Source organism: Mucilaginibacter sp. cycad4 (assembly GCF_034263275.1).
GTDB lineage: Bacteria > Bacteroidota > Bacteroidia > Sphingobacteriales > Sphingobacteriaceae > Mucilaginibacter.
In genome coordinates, this window is record NZ_CP139559.1 from 3,881,924 (window position 1) to 3,900,099 (window position 18,176).

10 protein-coding genes are annotated in these 18,176 nt (G+C 45.1%); 1 reads left to right on the top strand and 9 read right to left on the bottom strand.

Translation table 11 applies throughout. The features are described 5' to 3' along the window. Positions 1 to 4: 4 nt before the first annotated feature. The 9 genes from SNE26_RS15595 to SNE26_RS15635 form a co-directional block, all read right to left on the bottom strand. Complete coding sequence (locus SNE26_RS15595; RefSeq protein WP_321554865.1) at positions 5 to 1,462, bottom strand: sialate O-acetylesterase; 1,458 nt, start codon at positions 1,460 to 1,462, stop codon at positions 5 to 7. Further along, a complete protein-coding gene (locus tag SNE26_RS15600) occupies positions 1,462 to 3,297 on the bottom strand; it encodes a six-hairpin glycosidase (RefSeq protein ID WP_321554866.1) in 1,836 nt (611 codons plus the stop codon). The genes SNE26_RS15595 and SNE26_RS15600 overlap by 1 nt, the downstream gene beginning before the upstream one ends. Further along, on the bottom strand, positions 3,290 to 4,240 hold the full coding sequence (locus SNE26_RS15605; protein WP_321554867.1) for a glycoside hydrolase family 43 protein: 951 nt from the start codon (positions 4,238 to 4,240) through the stop codon (positions 3,290 to 3,292). Before SNE26_RS15605 ends, SNE26_RS15600 begins: the two co-directional genes overlap by 8 nt. A gap of 1 nt (position 4,241) precedes the next feature. After that, positions 4,242 to 5,627 (bottom strand): glycoside hydrolase family 140 protein, encoded by a 1,386-nt coding sequence (locus SNE26_RS15610; protein WP_321554868.1) that lies wholly within the window; start codon positions 5,625 to 5,627, stop codon positions 4,242 to 4,244. 328 nt (positions 5,628 to 5,955) lie between these two features. Further along, a complete protein-coding gene (locus SNE26_RS15615; RefSeq protein ID WP_321554869.1) occupies positions 5,956 to 9,048 on the bottom strand; it encodes a DUF6298 domain-containing protein in 3,093 nt (1,030 codons plus the stop codon). A gap of 70 nt (positions 9,049 to 9,118) precedes the next feature. Then, complete coding sequence (locus SNE26_RS15620; RefSeq protein WP_321554870.1) at positions 9,119 to 10,780, bottom strand: polysaccharide lyase; 1,662 nt, start codon at positions 10,778 to 10,780, stop codon at positions 9,119 to 9,121. A 51-nt stretch (positions 10,781 to 10,831) separates the two neighbouring features. Beyond that, complete coding sequence (locus tag SNE26_RS15625; protein WP_321554871.1) at positions 10,832 to 12,661, bottom strand: RagB/SusD family nutrient uptake outer membrane protein; 1,830 nt, start codon at positions 12,659 to 12,661, stop codon at positions 10,832 to 10,834. A gap of 13 nt (positions 12,662 to 12,674) precedes the next feature. Then, complete coding sequence (locus tag SNE26_RS15630; RefSeq protein WP_321554872.1) at positions 12,675 to 15,872, bottom strand: SusC/RagA family TonB-linked outer membrane protein; 3,198 nt, start codon at positions 15,870 to 15,872, stop codon at positions 12,675 to 12,677. A 104-nt stretch (positions 15,873 to 15,976) separates the two neighbouring features. After that, positions 15,977 to 16,642 carry a DUF3826 domain-containing protein gene (locus SNE26_RS15635; RefSeq protein WP_321554873.1) on the bottom strand — a complete coding sequence of 222 codons (666 nt, stop codon included), beginning with the start codon at positions 16,640 to 16,642 and terminating at the stop codon, positions 15,977 to 15,979. 437 nt (positions 16,643 to 17,079) lie between these two features. Between SNE26_RS15635 and SNE26_RS15640 the strand changes: the two genes are divergently transcribed. Next, a complete protein-coding gene (locus SNE26_RS15640) occupies positions 17,080 to 17,973 on the top strand; it encodes an AraC family transcriptional regulator (protein ID WP_321554874.1) in 894 nt (297 codons plus the stop codon). Positions 17,974 to 18,176: the final 203 nt, after the last annotated feature.

The window sequence follows — 18,176 nt, forward strand, 5'->3', positions numbered from 1 at the left end:
ATATTCAGTTAGCAGTTAAAGTAAATTTCAGTGGGTTATCTGTACGGAAGGGCGCGGCAGGCAAACCATCCTTATTATAAAAATTGGGCTGTGCAGATTCCGACCAGGCAAAGCGCGCGGCGGCAGGTTTGGCAACCGACTGGGCTGAAACTTCAACCGTATTTCCTTTTATTGTGGCCTCGGCAGCGCCAAAATTCCCATCGGCTCCGGCAATAGTGAAATCAGTGAGCGGTTTACCATCATGGCTTACCAACCCGGCACCTACATGATCAAACTCCAGGATGATCTTATCGCCGCTTATTTTCATGCTTTTGTATACCGGACCCGAAAAAACCACCTTTTGTTTATAGGTATTGGCCAGTGCCTGCAGCTCAAGCCTCCTGCCTATTTCCCATTTAAATGGCGGGTGGATATTTTTAAGATCATCGTTCAGATCAGTAGTAATGATCATACCTGTATGCGGAATTTGCAGGGCAGCGGCCTGGGCTTCGCGCAATTCGGGTTCGGTGAATGGCGTATAGGTTACCGGGCCTTTTCCCTGGGTATAATAATATGGCGCTATCTGCACGTAATAAAATGGCAGTGTTTTATCGCCCCAGAGTTTGCGCCAGTTGTTGATGAGCGCCTCCATTTTGTAGGTATAGCTGATGGTTTCGCCTAAAAAGCAATTGCTTTCGCCCTGGTACCATAAAAAACCTTTGAGTGCATAAGGCGCAACCGGCTCAATCATTTTGGCATAAAACTTACCGGGATCGCCATCAATTTTAATATTGTTTGCCTTGAAATATGAGATAGCATCGAAACCTTCCTGCGATACCCAGGGCTCAATCCTGCTGCCGCTTACTGCCGATGAAATAATGCCCACCGGCACTTTCAGGTCATGCTGCAAGTTTTTAGCAAAGAAGTATCCTGCTGCTGAAAAAGCTCTCAAAGCCGAATCTTCGGCCACACTCCATCCCGAATGCGTTGAATCGGGCTTAAGTAGATTTTTCTGCGTAACGAGGAAAATCCTGATCTGCGGGTTGTGTGCGCGTTCAAGTTCATCAACCGGTGAATTTGCGGTGCTGGTGTCCGGCTTTTTCACCTTGCTGTTCTTGCGCATCTCGTATTGCATGTTTGACTGGCCCGAGCAAAGCCACACCTCGCCCACCAGTATATTTTGCAGTTGGATAGTGTTGGTACCTGATATAGTCAATATTGATGGTTTGGCAGATGCCGGCATCGCGTCAAGTTTTACCATCCATTTACCTGATGCATCGGCCGTGGTTGTTTTTATTTGCTTACTGAACTTTACCGTAACCTTTTCACCCGGTGATGCAGTACCCCAAACGGGTACAAGCGTATTACGCTGCAATACCATATTGTTACCCAATACTTTGGGCAAAACAACCTGGGCCCCGGCAATCCCGGGGCTTAACAGGCAGATCGTCAACCAACAATATTTTATCAGGCGCGGTATCATTAGTAATTACTTGTTTTAAATGATTTGATATAGAAAACGGCTTGCTTAGCGGCTTCCCCGGCGTTTGGCCGGTCAAAATCCTGATCGGTAGGCGTGTCGGCATCCGGGAACCTTCTGATATCGCCGGTACGGAATACCACCCGGTTTACACTCAGCACCGGCGTAAAAAACAGGCCGGTAAGCACATCCTTGCCGTTTACATTCACAGTGTAAAAGCGGGTATCGGTATTTAGCTTTATTACCACGTGATATTGGATACCGGCCTCATATTTCATGAAATTTTTGTTGCGGTACCCGGCCTTGGTACGGAACTCCCCTGCCGAATCAAGCGTAAGCCTGATGGCAGCAGTACCTTTTTCATCCTGAAATTCGATATCCAGCATACCGGTGTTGTTTTGCCCGGCAGTGAGGGTAAAATCGGTCATTAATTTTTTTGAAACAGGTACAACCCGCTCGGCTTTGGCAAAATCAAAGGGATCGCTATCTTTTAATGTTAACACGCGTTCACCATCGGGGGTTTTGTCGATACCTGCAGGTGCCCATTGCGGGCTGTAAGTGTTCCATTTCTCCAGCTCTTTACCAACTGGGAGTTGGTTAAAAACCTCGCTGGCATGCGCATCTGCTTTTTCGGTAATTGGTACCGGGATAGATGACACCCAGATATCCTCCTTGTTCATGCTGTAGGTAACCCAAAGTTTCCCATCCGGGGGGATACCATTGCCCTCTTCAATACCGCGAACATATTGCGGGCCATATGATTTATAGGCCCCGCCATAACGCATGGTCGAAATCTCGCCGTTAACCAGCAGCAGGTTGGTATAGTCCAATCCGTCTTTACTAACAGACAACGCCAGCGGCCACCTGAACTCTGAAGGGTTGTACACGGTAACATATTTACCGTCGGATGTACGCTGCCCCCAGATCTTGGCATTGGCATTTACAAACCGGGGGGCGCGGCTGGCATTGATTGGCCATGTTTTGCCGTTATCGGTACTGATAGCAGTAAGCGCATATTTCCATAAACCAACAACCCGGCCATCGGACAGGTGATAAAAGTTAAAAGCCTTATAATCTTTATGCAGCGGGATCAGCGGGTCTTTTTTATCCGTTTCCTCCACCCATTGCATCATCATCAGCGGGTTGGCCATCAACTCATCGCAGGCCTGCACAAAACCTTTGTCTTTGCTCTTTTTATAAAAAGGATATGAGGTATTCTTTTCGTTCCATTTTGGGTTGTAGTGGATAAAATAAATCGGCCCGAATTTGCCATTTGGTAATACCTCCCGCACTACCCGGCCAATGCCCAATCCATCATTCGGGTCGTCATGCCCATCTAAACAAATGCCATAAAAACCCAGTACCAACAGGCGTTTTGATTTGGAGGTATAAAAGCCCATCCGCTGGTGCATCACCGAATACAGGTCTTTCGCCACACCGGGATGCCCTTCTTTAGTAGTGCCATCTGGTATTTTATACTGAGGGAAAACTACGGAAGGCTTTGACCATACTTCGCCATCTTTTGAAGTCATGAGCAGGGTTTGGCCCGGCGGTACACTTTCACCTACCTTATCGCTCAGGTATTCAACATAAAAAGTGTTGTTCCAGTAAGCCAGCATGGGCGCATGATTGTAAGTAAAGCCGAAGCCCTCGGCCAGTTCCGGGTGCTCGCGGTTAGCCCTGAAGATCTGTTTGCTGTGCACACCTATCACCGGGGTTAATTGCCCGTGATGGTAATCGACATTAGCTATGGTATTGCCGCTGTAATGCACGGTATCCTGTGCCCTGGCAATGCATCCCATCGACATAAAAAACAATATGATGATGAACTTATTCATGTTTAGTTGCTTTGGTTTGCCCGGCTGCCTGTAAAAGCTGTCCAAGCTGTTTTTTGGTAACTTTAAATATGGTACCGTGTTTGTGCCCTACCGGTACGTTTACGCTATCGGCCAGATCTGTAAAGGTTTTAAAGTCGGTTGTGCGCATAGCGCCATATCTTTTTAACCGGTACGAATCATAATAGATCAACCAGTTATCACCTGCTTTGGTCATGCCCGGGCCTTCACTGAAAGGCTCGGTAAATCGCGGGGTATAGTTGCTATATGGCCCCAGCGGATTATTGCTGAACGCTACCAGGATATTGCGGTTAGGCCGGGTATTATCCTTCATCACCAGCACATAATCATTTTTGGCCCGCTTCACGATCTCAGCATCAATTACGCTGAAACTCGGATCAAGGAAAAGCTTTGAGGGACTGAATGTTTTAAAATCTTTAGTCCGGGTGTAATACAGACGGTGGTTATTGTTTTCATCCTCCTGTCCTTTCGGAAACCTGAATGGCACGGTAGAAGCCCAAACAATGATAAAATCTTTGGCTTCGTCGTCATAAAATAATTCGGGAGCCCAGGCATTTACAGCGGTAGGCTCGTTGCCCATCACCTCAATATGCTCTTCGGCCGACCAATGGATCAGGTCTTTTGAGCTGGCATAACCGATACCTTTATCATTTTTCCAGCCGGTTGTCCATACCAAATGATATGTACCATCAGGTCCCTGAGCGATGGATGGGTCGCGCATGATCTTTGCATCGCCGACTTCGGGTTTAATGAAGATGTGGTCAATAGCATTCCAGTGATAAGCATCGTAGCCGTACAAAAAGCGCAAACCTTCATTGGCAGGCTCATGAAACGATGTAAAAAGGTACACGCTTTTACTTGCCTTACATGAAAACATCAATGCAATAGCCAACAATAAGCAGATATGTTTAATAGTCCTTTTCACTTTATATAGCGTCAAGAATGAGTACCCAGTCGTTACCATTAGATACTTTGCCGGGTGGTTTAAATTTGATTGTTTTAGCTTTCGCGAACGTTCCGATAGCAGTAGTTTGCCCGTTGCGCGGGTTATACCACGATGCTTTCAGTTTTGTACCTTCCAGTTTATCAGCATTGATATTGATCTCCCTGCCGGTATAGGTATATACAAAAACATAGTTTTTACCCCGGGTGGCTATCAATCTGTTATATCTTGTACCATTGTTACCGGCAATTAATGATTGGTCGGGTACACGCTCCAAATACGGGCGCGACAGCATGAGTTTTTTCAGGTAGATCATCTGTTTAGCTCCCGGATCATTAATTGAATTATACCAGTATCCTTTAGAACCATAAGCGCTGCCTTTATCGGTTGACTTGTGCATTTGCATTACATCGTTATCCCCGTATGTATATCCGCAAGCCCCTGCAAAAACCGACCAGTAACCATAGCGCCTTACATCGGCAGCCGTCCAGCGGGGTAATTTGATGTTATGTAATCCGTAAGGGATTTTTTCGTAAGATGGCTCGGCGTCAAGGGTTGGTTTTGCGGGTGACAGATTGTAATCCGTTTGTACATAGCGCCAATTGTCTTCGCCATACTTCAGATCCTTTTTTGAGGTATCCTGCGCATAGGTGCGATGGCCCGACTGAAAACAATTAAAATCTAACCAGCTTTCATTATGGAACCATTTTGATGATTGTGTACGCCCGCGGGGATGATAGGTAATGAGGTGTGTTCCATCCACATCATGCAGCGTATTACCAATAGCATTCCAGGTTTTCAATGAATCGGAACCGGCGATGTCACCGCCATTCATCCAGATCACATTTGGACGGTCATGATATCTTTTGGCTAAAAATTCAGCGTATGCTTTCGCTTTTTCTGCACCAATGTGGCTCTCTTTCACAACCGATCCCCACACGGGTACCAGTGCTACATATAATCCCTTTTCTGCAGCTTTGGTGATGATCCAGTCAATGTGATCCCAATAATCGTACTCGTTTCCTTTACCGAAAGTGTTGCCTGGAGTTGTTTTAGGTTGAGCAATATTTTTGTTGCTCAGGGCCGAGTCACCATAGGCATTGGTTTCTTTAATGCTGTGCACCACCATCACCTGGATCACATTAAAGCCTTGTTTACTGCGGATATCAAGGTATTGTTCGGCTTCTTCTCTTTTCAATTTGGAGAATAACAACCAGCCGGTATCGCCCAGCCAAAAAAATGGCTTATCGCCGGCCATGAAATAGCGGTGGTTGGTGGATATGCTTAAGCGCGGCATTTCTTCGTTGTTTTTGAATGCAAAAAACAAACAGGCAATGGCAATTAGTATGGTAGATTTTTTAAGCATCATATAGTAAAAATCAAAAACCGGCTGTCATTTCGACGAACAATTGGGAATGTGCGGTTGCGTGAGGAGAAATCTTTTGCAACCCGCTTTACAACATCCATTACAAATTTGAATGGCGTATAAGGTTTCTCTTTCGCCCCTGCGCTCAGCCCCCCCCCTTTGCTCTATCGAAATGACATTTTCCCTAAATTAAAATATTGCCAGTTCAAGCGTCCTTCGCTTGAACTATACCCGAAGTAAGCGTCCACGCTTACATTCCATTCGTTTTATGGGAGCGTAGACGCTCCTATTAAGTCAACACTCAAGCGTGGACGCTTGACCGTGCGCGATATCAATTACGGCTCAACCACAAAATAGCAGCACCTTTTCCTTTAATCTCTGTATTGGCAGCACCTTTTATCGTTTCAGTACCAGGTAAAAGCTCACCGGTTTTAGGATCTATCCATTGTGCTTTGTAGGTGATACCTGCCGATAAATCAAGATGGATACCGCCGCCATTACTGTAAACAATATACCCTTTTGATGAAACCAAAGCCCATTGGTCTTTAGGCGAACCGGGCAGGTCAATTGGTTTCATGCTACTTGCATCAGTCAGGAAAGCTTTGTTGATACCCGCAGGCAATACAGGTAACGATCCGCCGGCTATAAATACCGCCCAGCCAAAATGATCATAACCATCGGCAGAATAAAGCACTGTTTTATCCGGGTATTTGGTACGATACTCATGTACCGCGCGATAAACCTGTTCAAATGATGCTGCTTTTGGTTTGAAGATCCGGGCCTGCTGGCGTGGCGCCAGGCTTTGACCACCGATGGGTTCGTACGCTGTTCCGTTAGCCTGGTAATACCAGTAGCGGATATCTATAACATTAATAACCGAAGCTGTTGCGGGGTTGGCAAGAATAGCATCCTGCACATCCCTGGTGGCGCTTAACCCAATGATCTGTTTCTTTTTATGCGTGGTTTCCCATTGTTTAATCGTCTCTACCCAAAACTTCATAAAATGCAGCGGACCGGTAAACTCGGCTCCGATCTGCTGGATCACCCCGCTATTACCGGCGAAGTTGTCCATACATTTATTGATGTAGGCAATGTGCAACTTACGCCTTGCCGGGTCGGTTTCGTCATAAAACTGTTCGGCCATAAACTGGCGCTTATCGCCGGCGTAAGGTACAGGCTCGGGGAAACCCGTGCCGTTAATATTGTTTGCCGTGCGCCATGGAAAATCGGTATAATGTGCACCAGCCTCAATAATGTTGTGCTGAAAATAGTTTTGATGGACCAGCACCAGGCCTTTCTGATCTGCCAGATCGGCAAATTGTTTCAGGCGGTTCCAGTACCAGGTATTGTATTTTGTTAAATCGTATTTGCTTAAACCATCGTAAGCCAACTGTTTACCACTACGGGCAAAGGGGAGTTCATAAAAGGGAGCCCAAACATCGCCGTCCATGCGGCGGATCCGTTCATGATCATCGCGGCGGCGGTCATACCACAAGCCATAGTTATGCTCAAAAACGATGATATTATCTTTCTGCATCCAGTCGGTTACGGCATTCAGGTCATCGGTTAAACCGGTACCGGTTTGTCCCGGTACCCAACGACTGATGGCGGGTTTGGCTTCCTTTTCGGTGTAATCAGGATGCACAGTGCCGCTCCACCAAGGCGTTTCAAAATGCCGGCCTGTTAAAACGACATTGCCACGGGTTAGCCAGCCGTTGGTAACGGTCATCTTAGGTGCCAATGCAACAACCGCCGGGCGTTTATATCCTATTTCATCAATAGATTTGGCGTTTACCGATGAAATACTGATAGAATTTCTTTTGGGCGATTGATCTATCCAATCGCTCATGGTAAAAGCAGGTTTGCGTGCAGCGGCCATTAATTCGGCGGCTTGCTCAACCGTAGGACTGCTTGATGGTTCGGTAGCAGGGTACAGGATATCAGCCTGTTTAGTTACATCTTTGTTAAGCCGGTTAGCCAGTTGGGTATAGTAGAAACTTCTTGGAGAAATGGTGCTGTTTGGTGTGCTCCAGTAGCCATCGCCGGCAAATTGGGCCCAGGTACCAAAAGCCCAGTTTTGGGCGGTTGGCGGCTGGTAGCAATCCACGCGGGCTGCGGTACAATTCCAAAACATGCTGTTAGCGGCGCTCCATCCGGCACCCTGTCCATCCTGTCCGCGGTTCATGTAACTTAGGGGCTGCCCATCGATATTAGCGATATCAAACAAAACACCGGATGCCCAGCTATCGATACCTCCGCTGAAACTTAGCGAACCTACCGACATACATTGCACAAAAGCGTTTGGCCCCGGCGCACAATACCCGGTAGCAAAATCATGAAAACCCTGCTCGGAATATAGTCGCTGAAAAAGATTTTGCCCGCCCATGGTCAGAAAGGTGTTACGGCGCTGCCCTCCTATTTCAGAAACAGGTGCAAGCGATTTACAATCCTCAACCGTAACGCGGTTACCGGTAGTACCAACAAATACCGCCGAACCCGCAAAATGCTCAAATGTTACCTGGCGAACCCAGGCATCGCTCACGTTTTCCATGGTGACAGCCATCCAGCGATGTGCTTCATCTTTAGGATTTGCAGCATCAAAAGCTGATTGTAATTTTAAATTTTCGATCCCTACTTGCGCAATTCTTCCGGGCCATTGGTACGAGGCTATTAAACCACCGCCGTAAGTAGTATCTAATGCTGTTGTTAAAGGCGCATCAAGGGTTATGGTATTGCCATCTATTACTGTTACCTTGCGGTCCCAGTAAATGTCACGCTCGCCAGGTTTCCAGGCAAGCGCGGTAAGGTCTCCACCAAAATGGTCTGTTTTGATCGTACTGATCCAGACTTGTGTACTTGGGCGATGGATCAAAACCATATCGCCTGTTTTAATACCTGCGCCATCGGCAATGTGCAGGGTATTGGCATTTACCGGTACGTAAGCATCGGTAATTTTAATTTCTTTGGATGTTTGCCGGTCGCTTTTACCGGTAACATGAATAAAAGTTTCCCTGTCGGTTCCGGTGGCAAGGAGTGTTGTACCATTGGCAGCCATCCCGCTTCCGCGCAAAACAATGCCTGAAGCTTTAATTTTAAGGTTACCATTTACCTGGTATACACCTTTATTAAGCAATACCGCTCCGCGAAAACCATCCTTATCGGCGGGTAAACCAGCCACATAATCTAAAGCGGCCTGGATCCTTAGCGTGGCATCACCTGTTTTTACAGGCACTATAACTTTTACAGGCACAAATGGGATAGGCTTTTCGGAAGCCATGTATCCGCAGTAGGAATAATCAGGAATGCGATCTCCGTTTGGAGCTGCCACATAGTTCAATTTGCCGTTTTTATCTGCAGCAACAGGCGGCTGCGGTTTAGGAACTTTCTTTTTATCCTGTGCAAATAAGGGGGTATGCAAAAGCATCCCCCCAGTCATTAAACCAACCAAAAAATAAATCCTGTTAAACCTCAATCCCCGCATTATAGTGTCAATATTATTTTAACGAAGCCAGTTTCTTTTCGCCTTTAGCGGCTACTGTATTTAAATATACTTCGATATTGGTATAACCACCGCCATTTTTTGCAGGCAGGGCCGAGTCTTTGCCATCTTTAGGGTTCAGGCCGTGAGCCAGTTCCCAATCATCCGGCAAGCCGTCGTTATCCGAGTCTTTATACGGTGTACCTTTATACTCGGGATACCCCCCCACCTGCCATGGGGCAGTGATGATACCCAGCTTATATGAGTCTTTAGGTAATTTACGCACTTTAAACTGGTAAGCAGTATCGGTTTCCATGTTTTTATAAGTGATCTTTCCTGTACGTACCTGCTCGGTGATGCGCACATCTACCGGGTCGCGTTTTGGTAATGTTGCACCGGCATTGGCTATAACAAATTTAAAGGCATCTTTTGCCGATAGGATAGTCATCGGAGGCATCGGGAACGGAACGTCTGATTTCATGTAATCCTTATACTGGCCGGCATCAGGTAATTCTTTACCGCCCGGGCCTTCAACCTGGATACCGCCGTTCCATGCATCTTTAGTAACTTCGGGATAACCTTCCATAATATTGCCGGATGCATAAACACGACCGAATACCTTTTCCTTCAATTTGCTCCTGCCCGATTCCGGTTTCAGGATGCGGTGACCAACAGGTTCGTCTTTAGGCGTAACCGGACCTGGTTTAAAGTAGTTATTGATCACGTTGTAATTGGTAGTATAATCGCCGCCATCCATTGAACGGTGGTGCCAGTTAAATACCACGTTGTTTACAAAGTTATATACGCCATTCCAGCCAACTGAAGGGTTACGGCCGGTATTATCTGCCCAAAGGTTACGCATCAATGAGCTGTTTTCGCCGCCAGTTGTTGAACCGAAAGCGTGATTCCAGTAATCAAGCGACTCAGAATAGATACAGTTTTGGATAGTGATATTCACAGTACCCAGTTTCTCTTCTTTCGAGCCATCGCCCGGATCAAACATGTGGCGGTACATCGAAAAATTTTCGTCCAGTCCCCAGCTTGCTGATACGTGATCGGCAATGATGTTACCTACCGGGTTACCACCCAAAGCATCATCACGGCGGCCAACATTGGTTTCACCGCGGCGGAAACGCATATAGCGGATCACAACATCATGTGTATTCACCCAAAATGATTCGCCGGCGATACAAACACCATCGCCCGGAGCAGTTTGGCCTTCAATGGTAATGTACGGAGCCCTCACGATTATCGGTGTTTTGATGCGGATAATACCTGCCACATTAAATACTACGATACGTGCACCGCCTTTTTCGCAGGCTTCGCGCAAAGTACCCGGGCCATTATCAGCCAAACTGGTAACTACATATACCTTACCGCCACGACCGCCAAAGGTAAATTTACCACCACCTTCGGCACCCGGGAAAGCCGGGATCTTAGCCTGCGGCAAATCTGTTGGGCGCGCGGCCCATGGTACGTATACTTTACCGCGGCGCTGATCGGCCTGGATAATGGGCAGGGCAACCGCCCATGCTGAATCTGAACGACGGGTAGCCTCTTTCATCAAAGCTTCACTCTCTGCTTTAACCTTCTCCGGCACTTCAGGGTATTGGGCAAAAGCCGGTTTAGCTAAACCCAATGCCGCTGCTACTAAAAATAAAGCTGTGTGTTTTTTCATGTTTGTATTCGTAATCTTCTTATGTTAAATGGTCCGGCGCTCGTAATCCAATTATTGTAATGGGTCAAACGTGCCACCCCAACCTACATTTTGCTGTAATTTAGGGTTATTGGTTATTGACGATGTTGGAATGCCGAAGAAATAGTATTGATTTTGCCAGTTAATGGTATAACCATTATCCAGTTTTTTGCTGTTGAAGGTAAGATACTGATAAGCCTGATCAGCTGTTACACCATCCCTGCCCACAAAAGGCGATTTAGTAAGGCTTTCCGGAGCTGCAGCCGAATTGATGTTCCACTGTACGCCTGTTCTGATAGTGCCGTTAAGCGTAGTTGCAAATAACTTGCGGCGGCGCAGGTCCCAGAAACGTTTGCCTTCATACGCAAACTCAATTTCGCGCTCAAACAAAATGGCTTTGATCAGTTCTGCCCCGCTCATGCCTGCTTTTAATCCATAAAGGTTGTCTGAGCCTGCTTCGATGCCGGCACGTTTGCGGATCTGTACCAGGAAGTCATAGGCTTCTGAAGTACGATTAGTAGCGGCAGCACACTCGGCCTGATTTAATATCACTTCCGAATAACGCATTTCCATCCAATCGGTACCTGAATATTGTACGTTGCTTTGCAACACGTTTGGATCAATTGCTTTACGGCAATAAAAGCCGGTATTTGAAGCCTTAGGTTCAACTGTGGTAAATGAATTTGTATTGCTCAGGTTGGCATTATAATAATAAGTCCATAACCTATAATTCTGATTGCCGATAATATACCAGGTACAACCGTTATACCCAATAGTTTTATCAAAGCGCGGGTCGCGGTTTTGATAATAGGTTTGATCAGTGTAACTGTATTTTGAATCGGCAGGAAGTTTACCGTCTTTCATCGGATAAGCTTTTACAAACTCCCAGGTAGGCTGGTTACTTCCGCCGCCCGTACCTAAATATGACGGCCTTGTAGCATTGTCAAACCCATTGTTCTTTTTTGTATCAGTATTAAAATTATTATACCCTGTTACAATAACCGCTTCGGGATTGTTCACCTCGGTAAACCACATGTTATCATATGACGCATTTAAACCAAAGCCGCCTGCCTGCAATAAGCTAATAGCCTGGGCATTGGCATTGTACGCAGCTTCCCAACGCTCAGGTATGGAGGCCGGATTATTCGGGTCGCTTGCATCGGCAGTTACAAACTGCGGACTGGCGTAGGTTAGCAACACCCTGCCTTTAAAGGCAGCTGCGCCACCGGCTGTGATACGCCCCCAATCTGCACTGGCTGCCCATTTTTTTGGCAGGTACATAATACCGCTATCCAAATCGGCCGAGATCTGTTTTATACATTCAGATGTTTTATTACGGGGCAACAGGGCGGCGTCTTTAGCCTCCTGGCCAACAGCCTGCAATGGAGTTAGCACCAGGGGCACACCGCCATATAACCTTACCAGGTCAAAATAACGGAAAGCGCGTAAAAATAAAGCCTGTGCTACCAATCTGCGTTTTGTACCAATGGGTAATGTACCGGCATTTACATCACGGATAAAGGTGTTGATAAAACGGATCTTACCGTAGTTATTGGTAATATTAACAGATGTTGCTATATCGCCTACGTCATCAACGGTAAGTGTGCCCCTGAAAAATTTGGTATCCGAATATGATTCTTCAGATAAGCTGTTAGGACTGCTTATCGCACCACCGGTAACGCCTCCCCAGTCGGGCATATTTGAATTATAAATATAATTGAGGTTAAGCACCGCCAGGGTTGAGTCGTTAAATATCTGGCCGGCTACCGCATTGCCCTGATCAACGTTATTAAGTACTTTTTTACAACTGGTGAATACCGTTGCTAAACATAACGCCGGTATTAATATTTTATAGATCTTCATTTTGCTTCAATTATTAAAAACCAACATTTAAACCAAAGGACACAGTTTTGAGTGTAGGATAAACATTATAGGAAGTGGCATTATCTCTGTAATCAAACGGATTGTAGAAGTTGAAAGGGTTTGTTGCTACAACGAATGCTTTCATACTTCCTATCCCCATTTTTTTGGTAACAGAAGCAGGGAAGGTATATGACAAGTTAGCGTTGCTTACCCTGAATGTAAAAGAACTCCTGTACCAGAATGATGATGACAATGTATATGAATCGGAATAATATGGTGCGGGATAGGCAGCGTTTGTATTAGTTGGTGTCCAGTGGTCGGCCCAGAATGCAGGCCTGTTGTCTGTTACCTTTGAAAGCGCCCTTGCGTCACCTTCAACCAAAGCCTGCCCGCCAAATGACATGCCCATGGTTACCGTAAGGTTTAAACCCTTGTAACCACCGCCAAAATTTAAACCTAAGCTATAGTGATTGCTTGATTTATTGGTCAGGTAATCCTGGTCTTCCTCACCAATTTTACCATCCGGGCCGGTATACTGGCCGTTAACCTTAGGCCCGCGAACATCCTGGTAGTACAACATACCCGGGGCCGGAACCAAACCGTTAATCCTTACAGCGTCCGGCTGAACACCCGCGGCAGCGGCCATTGATGCTTTAACTGCATCGGCCTGCTCTTGTGTGCGGATCATGCCAAGGTAATGGTAACCGAATACACCGCGGTCGCTGGGCTGACCGTTTGCATCAAGGTAAGTACCGACATTGCCCAGGGGTTGATCGACTTTAAGGTATTTATCATCAAACCATGACAAGAACGGGCTAAAGCTGTAAGTGAAATCTTTACCGATATGATCTCTCCAGCCTAAGGAGATCTCATAACCAAATGTGTTAACAGATGCAAAATTTTCGGTCGGCGGTGCAGCACCTATCAATACAGAAACTGATGATGTTAAAGCAGATAACATATTATAACGGTGCGAAAAATACCCATCGGCAGTTAATGAAAGGCGGCTATCCAGAAACTGGGCATCGATACCAAAGTTAGTACTCAGATTGCTGTCCCAGGTGGTGTTGGCATTGGCAATTACAATGTTTGGCGCATAGGTATTGCCCCTGTCATTATTACCGCCAAATACTGCGCCTTTGCCTGTTTCCAGCTTGTAGTTTTCCTGGTACAGATAAGGTTTTGAGCTATCATTACCCAATAAACCAACCGAACCGCGAACTTTCAGAAAATTAACAAACTTCACGTTATTTTTAAAGAAACCTTCTTCAGACATTACCCAACCCAAAGATCCTGAAGGGAAATATCCCCATTGATGGCCCGGCGCAAAGTTGTTGTTGGCATCGGCACGTAAGGAAAACTCAACCAGGTATTTGTCGGCATAGGCATAATTGATACGGCCAGCATAAGCTAAACGGCCAAATTTATTAACCTTTCCGTTGGCCTGATCGGTTGCCTGCCCCCCTGTTGCGAACTGCATATTGTCTAAACCACCTATCAGCGTGTTTTCGCGCGAGGCGGCTAAACTTTCGGCCGAATCATGTTTTTGCTCAAACAGTACAATGGCCGATATATCATGCTTACCAAATTTATTGGCATAGTTTAATGATCCGTTCACCTGGTAAACATTGGTATAACCCGGTGTAAACCTTACGATATCGCCATTTTTTGCTGAGATAACGCTTTGAACATCTCCACCAACAATGTGCTTATTTTCGCCAAGATTGGTAAATGAATACAGGTTGTATTTGGTACCGTACTGCTTGCTGAAATCGTTATTGACGTTGCGGTTATAACTTACCACCGCCTTTAAGCCTTTAATAAAAGGAACGGTATACTCAGCGTTTGCAAGTATGTTTAATGTGGTAGTATTTTGCTGCGTGTAATTGTTCAGCTTTTGTACTTCGAAAAAGTTGGCTCCTTCATATGATCCTGTATTTGAAGATTGCAATACAGGTAAACCATTGTAGTACATGGGCTGAAATTGTGGAATAGATAATAAAGATTTAAAATCGTTATCCAAACTTTCTGAGCCTTGTTTAAAGTAGTATCTTTTGCTGTAATAGGTAGCACCACTAACCGATAAGCCTACTTTTAAGCCGTTAGCAACACGTGCATCGGTGCTTGCCCTGAACGTTAATTTGTTTGTGCTTGCTCCTTTAAAGTTTGAATTTTGCTGGGTATAGGTACCGCCTGCAAAATAGGTAGCCTTGTCATTACCGCCGCTCACCGATAAGGCGTGACGGGTGATGTAAGACGATTTCCAGGCTTCTTTTAAGTGATCAGAACTGTTTTTAGAAAAATAATCAAGTTCATCAGGGCTGTAATAAGCAGCGTCCTTTACAGTGCCGGTGCCTATTACGCCTGTTGGTGATAAGGTATAATTATTTTTAGTTTGCTCGTAATCGTTAAGATAAGTGGCCTGTTGTAAACCTGTCATCATTTTAGGCAGTTCAACCGCGTCGGAGATACCGTATGAACCACTGTAGGTAACTTTTGGAGCGCCGGCCTGGCCACGTTTTGTTTTAACAATGATAACCCCGTTTGCACCTAAAATACCGTAGATAGCCGCAGCCGCATCTTTCAGAACCGTAATGCTTTCTACCTCACTTTGATCCAACAGGTTAAAATCAGTTATTGTTCTTTGAATATCATCGATGATATATAAAGGATTTGTTTGACCATCCTTGGCAAAAAACACCGGGTTACGGATCTGGATAGTCGCGTTTTCACCCGGCCGTGCCGTGCCACCCACAACACTCACATTTGGCAACTGGCCTCTCAACGCTGCCGCAAGGTTAGTGGTTGGTATTTCCTGGATATTTTTCATATCAACTGCAGCAATAGCGCCGGTAAGATGAATCTTTTTCTGAACACCGTAACCAACTACCACAACTTCATCCAGGTTGTTTTGGGTAGGGAGCAGTTTAAAGTCGGCATTCATCTCGCCGACCTTTAATGATTTCTCCTGGTAATTGTAACCTATGAACTTAGCCCCGATCACAACTGTTTGAAGGTTGGTTCCCTTAATAGCATACTTACCGTCGGCATTGGTTATGGCACCGGCCGTGCTTCCTTTTACCTGTATGGTAACGCCTGGCAGGGTTTGGCCCTTTTCATCCGTCACCGTACCGGTAATGGTTCGGTCCTGGGCTTTAAGTGCGCTGCCGATTAAAAGCAGCACTGAAAACAAGAGGAAAAATTTTCTCATAAACGTGATAATTTAATTTTCATAATCAGGTTAATTAATTGGTTATAAATTGGTTTCCCGGCTAAACTTCTCACATCCTCACCGGGAATATTAGGTAGTTCAGATTACTGCTTAGCGGCCTGCCGCTCTTTGATCCGTTTTTGCCACTCTTCACCCTCCTTTTTCATATCGTAGCCCTGTGCAGACAGGTAATTATTAATGCGGCCCTTAAACTTGCCAAACCAGGCATGTTTTTTCTCTGCCGATTCGGCATCTATGGCATTCTCCCGGGCTTCCAGCAGCCATCCTTTAATTTTGTCTTTTTGTTCGCCGGTAAGGGTAGGTATTTCATCCTGGTAAGCGGTGTAGGTGATGGGGTAGATGCGGTAGGTCATGCCGTCTTTTATCTTATCAACCTGGTCAGTACTTAATTCTTTATTCAGCTTATTGATATATGAGGTATGTAAAACCTTAACCTGCTTAACCACATTACTATCTACAAGGGCGATTTGGGCATTGGCACCTGCCTTATTATCAGGCATCTGAGTTTTAATATCATTTACTTTTGCTTTACGAGCATCATAAATGGTATTCAAATCGCTGTACTGGGCAACTATTATATCACGTACCTTCTTAAATTTTACCGAATCGGTAATGCCCGCGCCTGTAACAATTTTGTTAGAGCGTTCGGTTATAACTTTTATATAGTTGTTATCCACAGGTGCTTGCGCCAAAGCCGCGCTGCCTGCAACTGATAATAACAATATCGCTATGTATTTAAAGTGCTTCATGGGTTGTTTCAATTGGTTAAATTCTTTACAGTTTTTATAAAAGCTCTTAAAAAAGCATATAGGATCCTGCCGTTTTTTTATGCAATTAATTGTTCATATCACAATCAATTAACTGTTAAAATCTTGTCAGTTCTAAAAGCCTGCTAAAAAGTATAATTAATTTTATTGGTTTATATTTCCTGGTATCCCGCAGCCTGATTTACAAGTTGCTTTAACAAATATCAATGGTTAGCGTTTGCGTTTCCTATTTGTATTTATCTATTTATTATACAATCTTATCATAAGCTATTTTTCCTGTTCAGTTAATTTTTTGTCAAAAGAAAATTACATTGCTGTAAATTGGGTTTAATTAAAAATTGCTACTTTTAAAAATATAAACCGACGAGGCACGCATCCAATTGTCCGCCGACCTGCTAACCTTTATTGATTTTTACAAAATGAAGCCCCATTTTCTCAAGGTTGCGGTAAAACCGCAAAATTCATTCAGTATCAGGCACGATATTTTGCCCACCTTCCGGGGCATCTGGCATTACCATCCCGAGCTTGAATTACACTACGTAATAAAGGGCGAAGGGGTTAGGTTTATTGGTGATAATATCAGCAATTTTTCGCCGGGCGAAATTACATTGCTTGGTGAGGCCCTCCCGCACTGCTGGCGTTGCAAGGATGAATATTTTTTGCCCGATTCGGGATTGAATGTTGAGGTGATCGTGATACATTTTTTGCCCGACTGCCTTGGCCGTTATTTGTTAAATTTACCCGAAGCCTACATACTGCCCAAGCTTTTTGAAAAAGCCAAAAGCGGTATGGTAATTAAGGGTGAAGCAAAAACCGAACTGGCCAAACTGATGCGGCAGGCAGTTGATGCAACCAACCTCGACAGGATCATTATCCTGCTATCGATACTGAAAGTGTTAGCCGAGAATGAAGATTTTGAACCGATAACTTTATCACACAGCGACTTTCACCAATCCAACGAATCGGATACCATCCGCCTTAATAAAGTATGTTCCTATACGCTGGCCAACTACAAACAAGAGATCAGCCTGGAAAAAATAGCAGCTATCGGCAACTTGAGCGTTACCTCGTTTTGCCGCTATTTTAAGCTCATGACCAAGAAAACTTATTTTGATTTTTTAACCGAGATCAGGATCAGTCATGCCTGCCGGTTTTTGATTGAGGATAAGCTACCCACCGAGGTTTTGTGCTTTGAATGCGGCTATAATAACATTTCAAATTTTTACCGCCACTTTAAAAGGGTTACCGGCATGACCCCGCTTGAGTATAAACGCCGGTATATCAAAGGGCAAAAGCAGGCAATTTCTGCTTGATTTGTTTAAGTCTTAAGTTGTTAGTCGAAAGTCTTAAGTAAAAAAATGCTTAAAATTGGGGATCGCCATTTTTAGGTGGACAACCTTCATTGCCGTTGGTTTTAACCAACGGAATAATTAATTAGCAGTGAGGGGGCTTCAGCCAAAATCCGCTTGTTGAATTGGGCTAAAGCCAAGACTTTTCAGTTTTTTTTCCGTTGGTT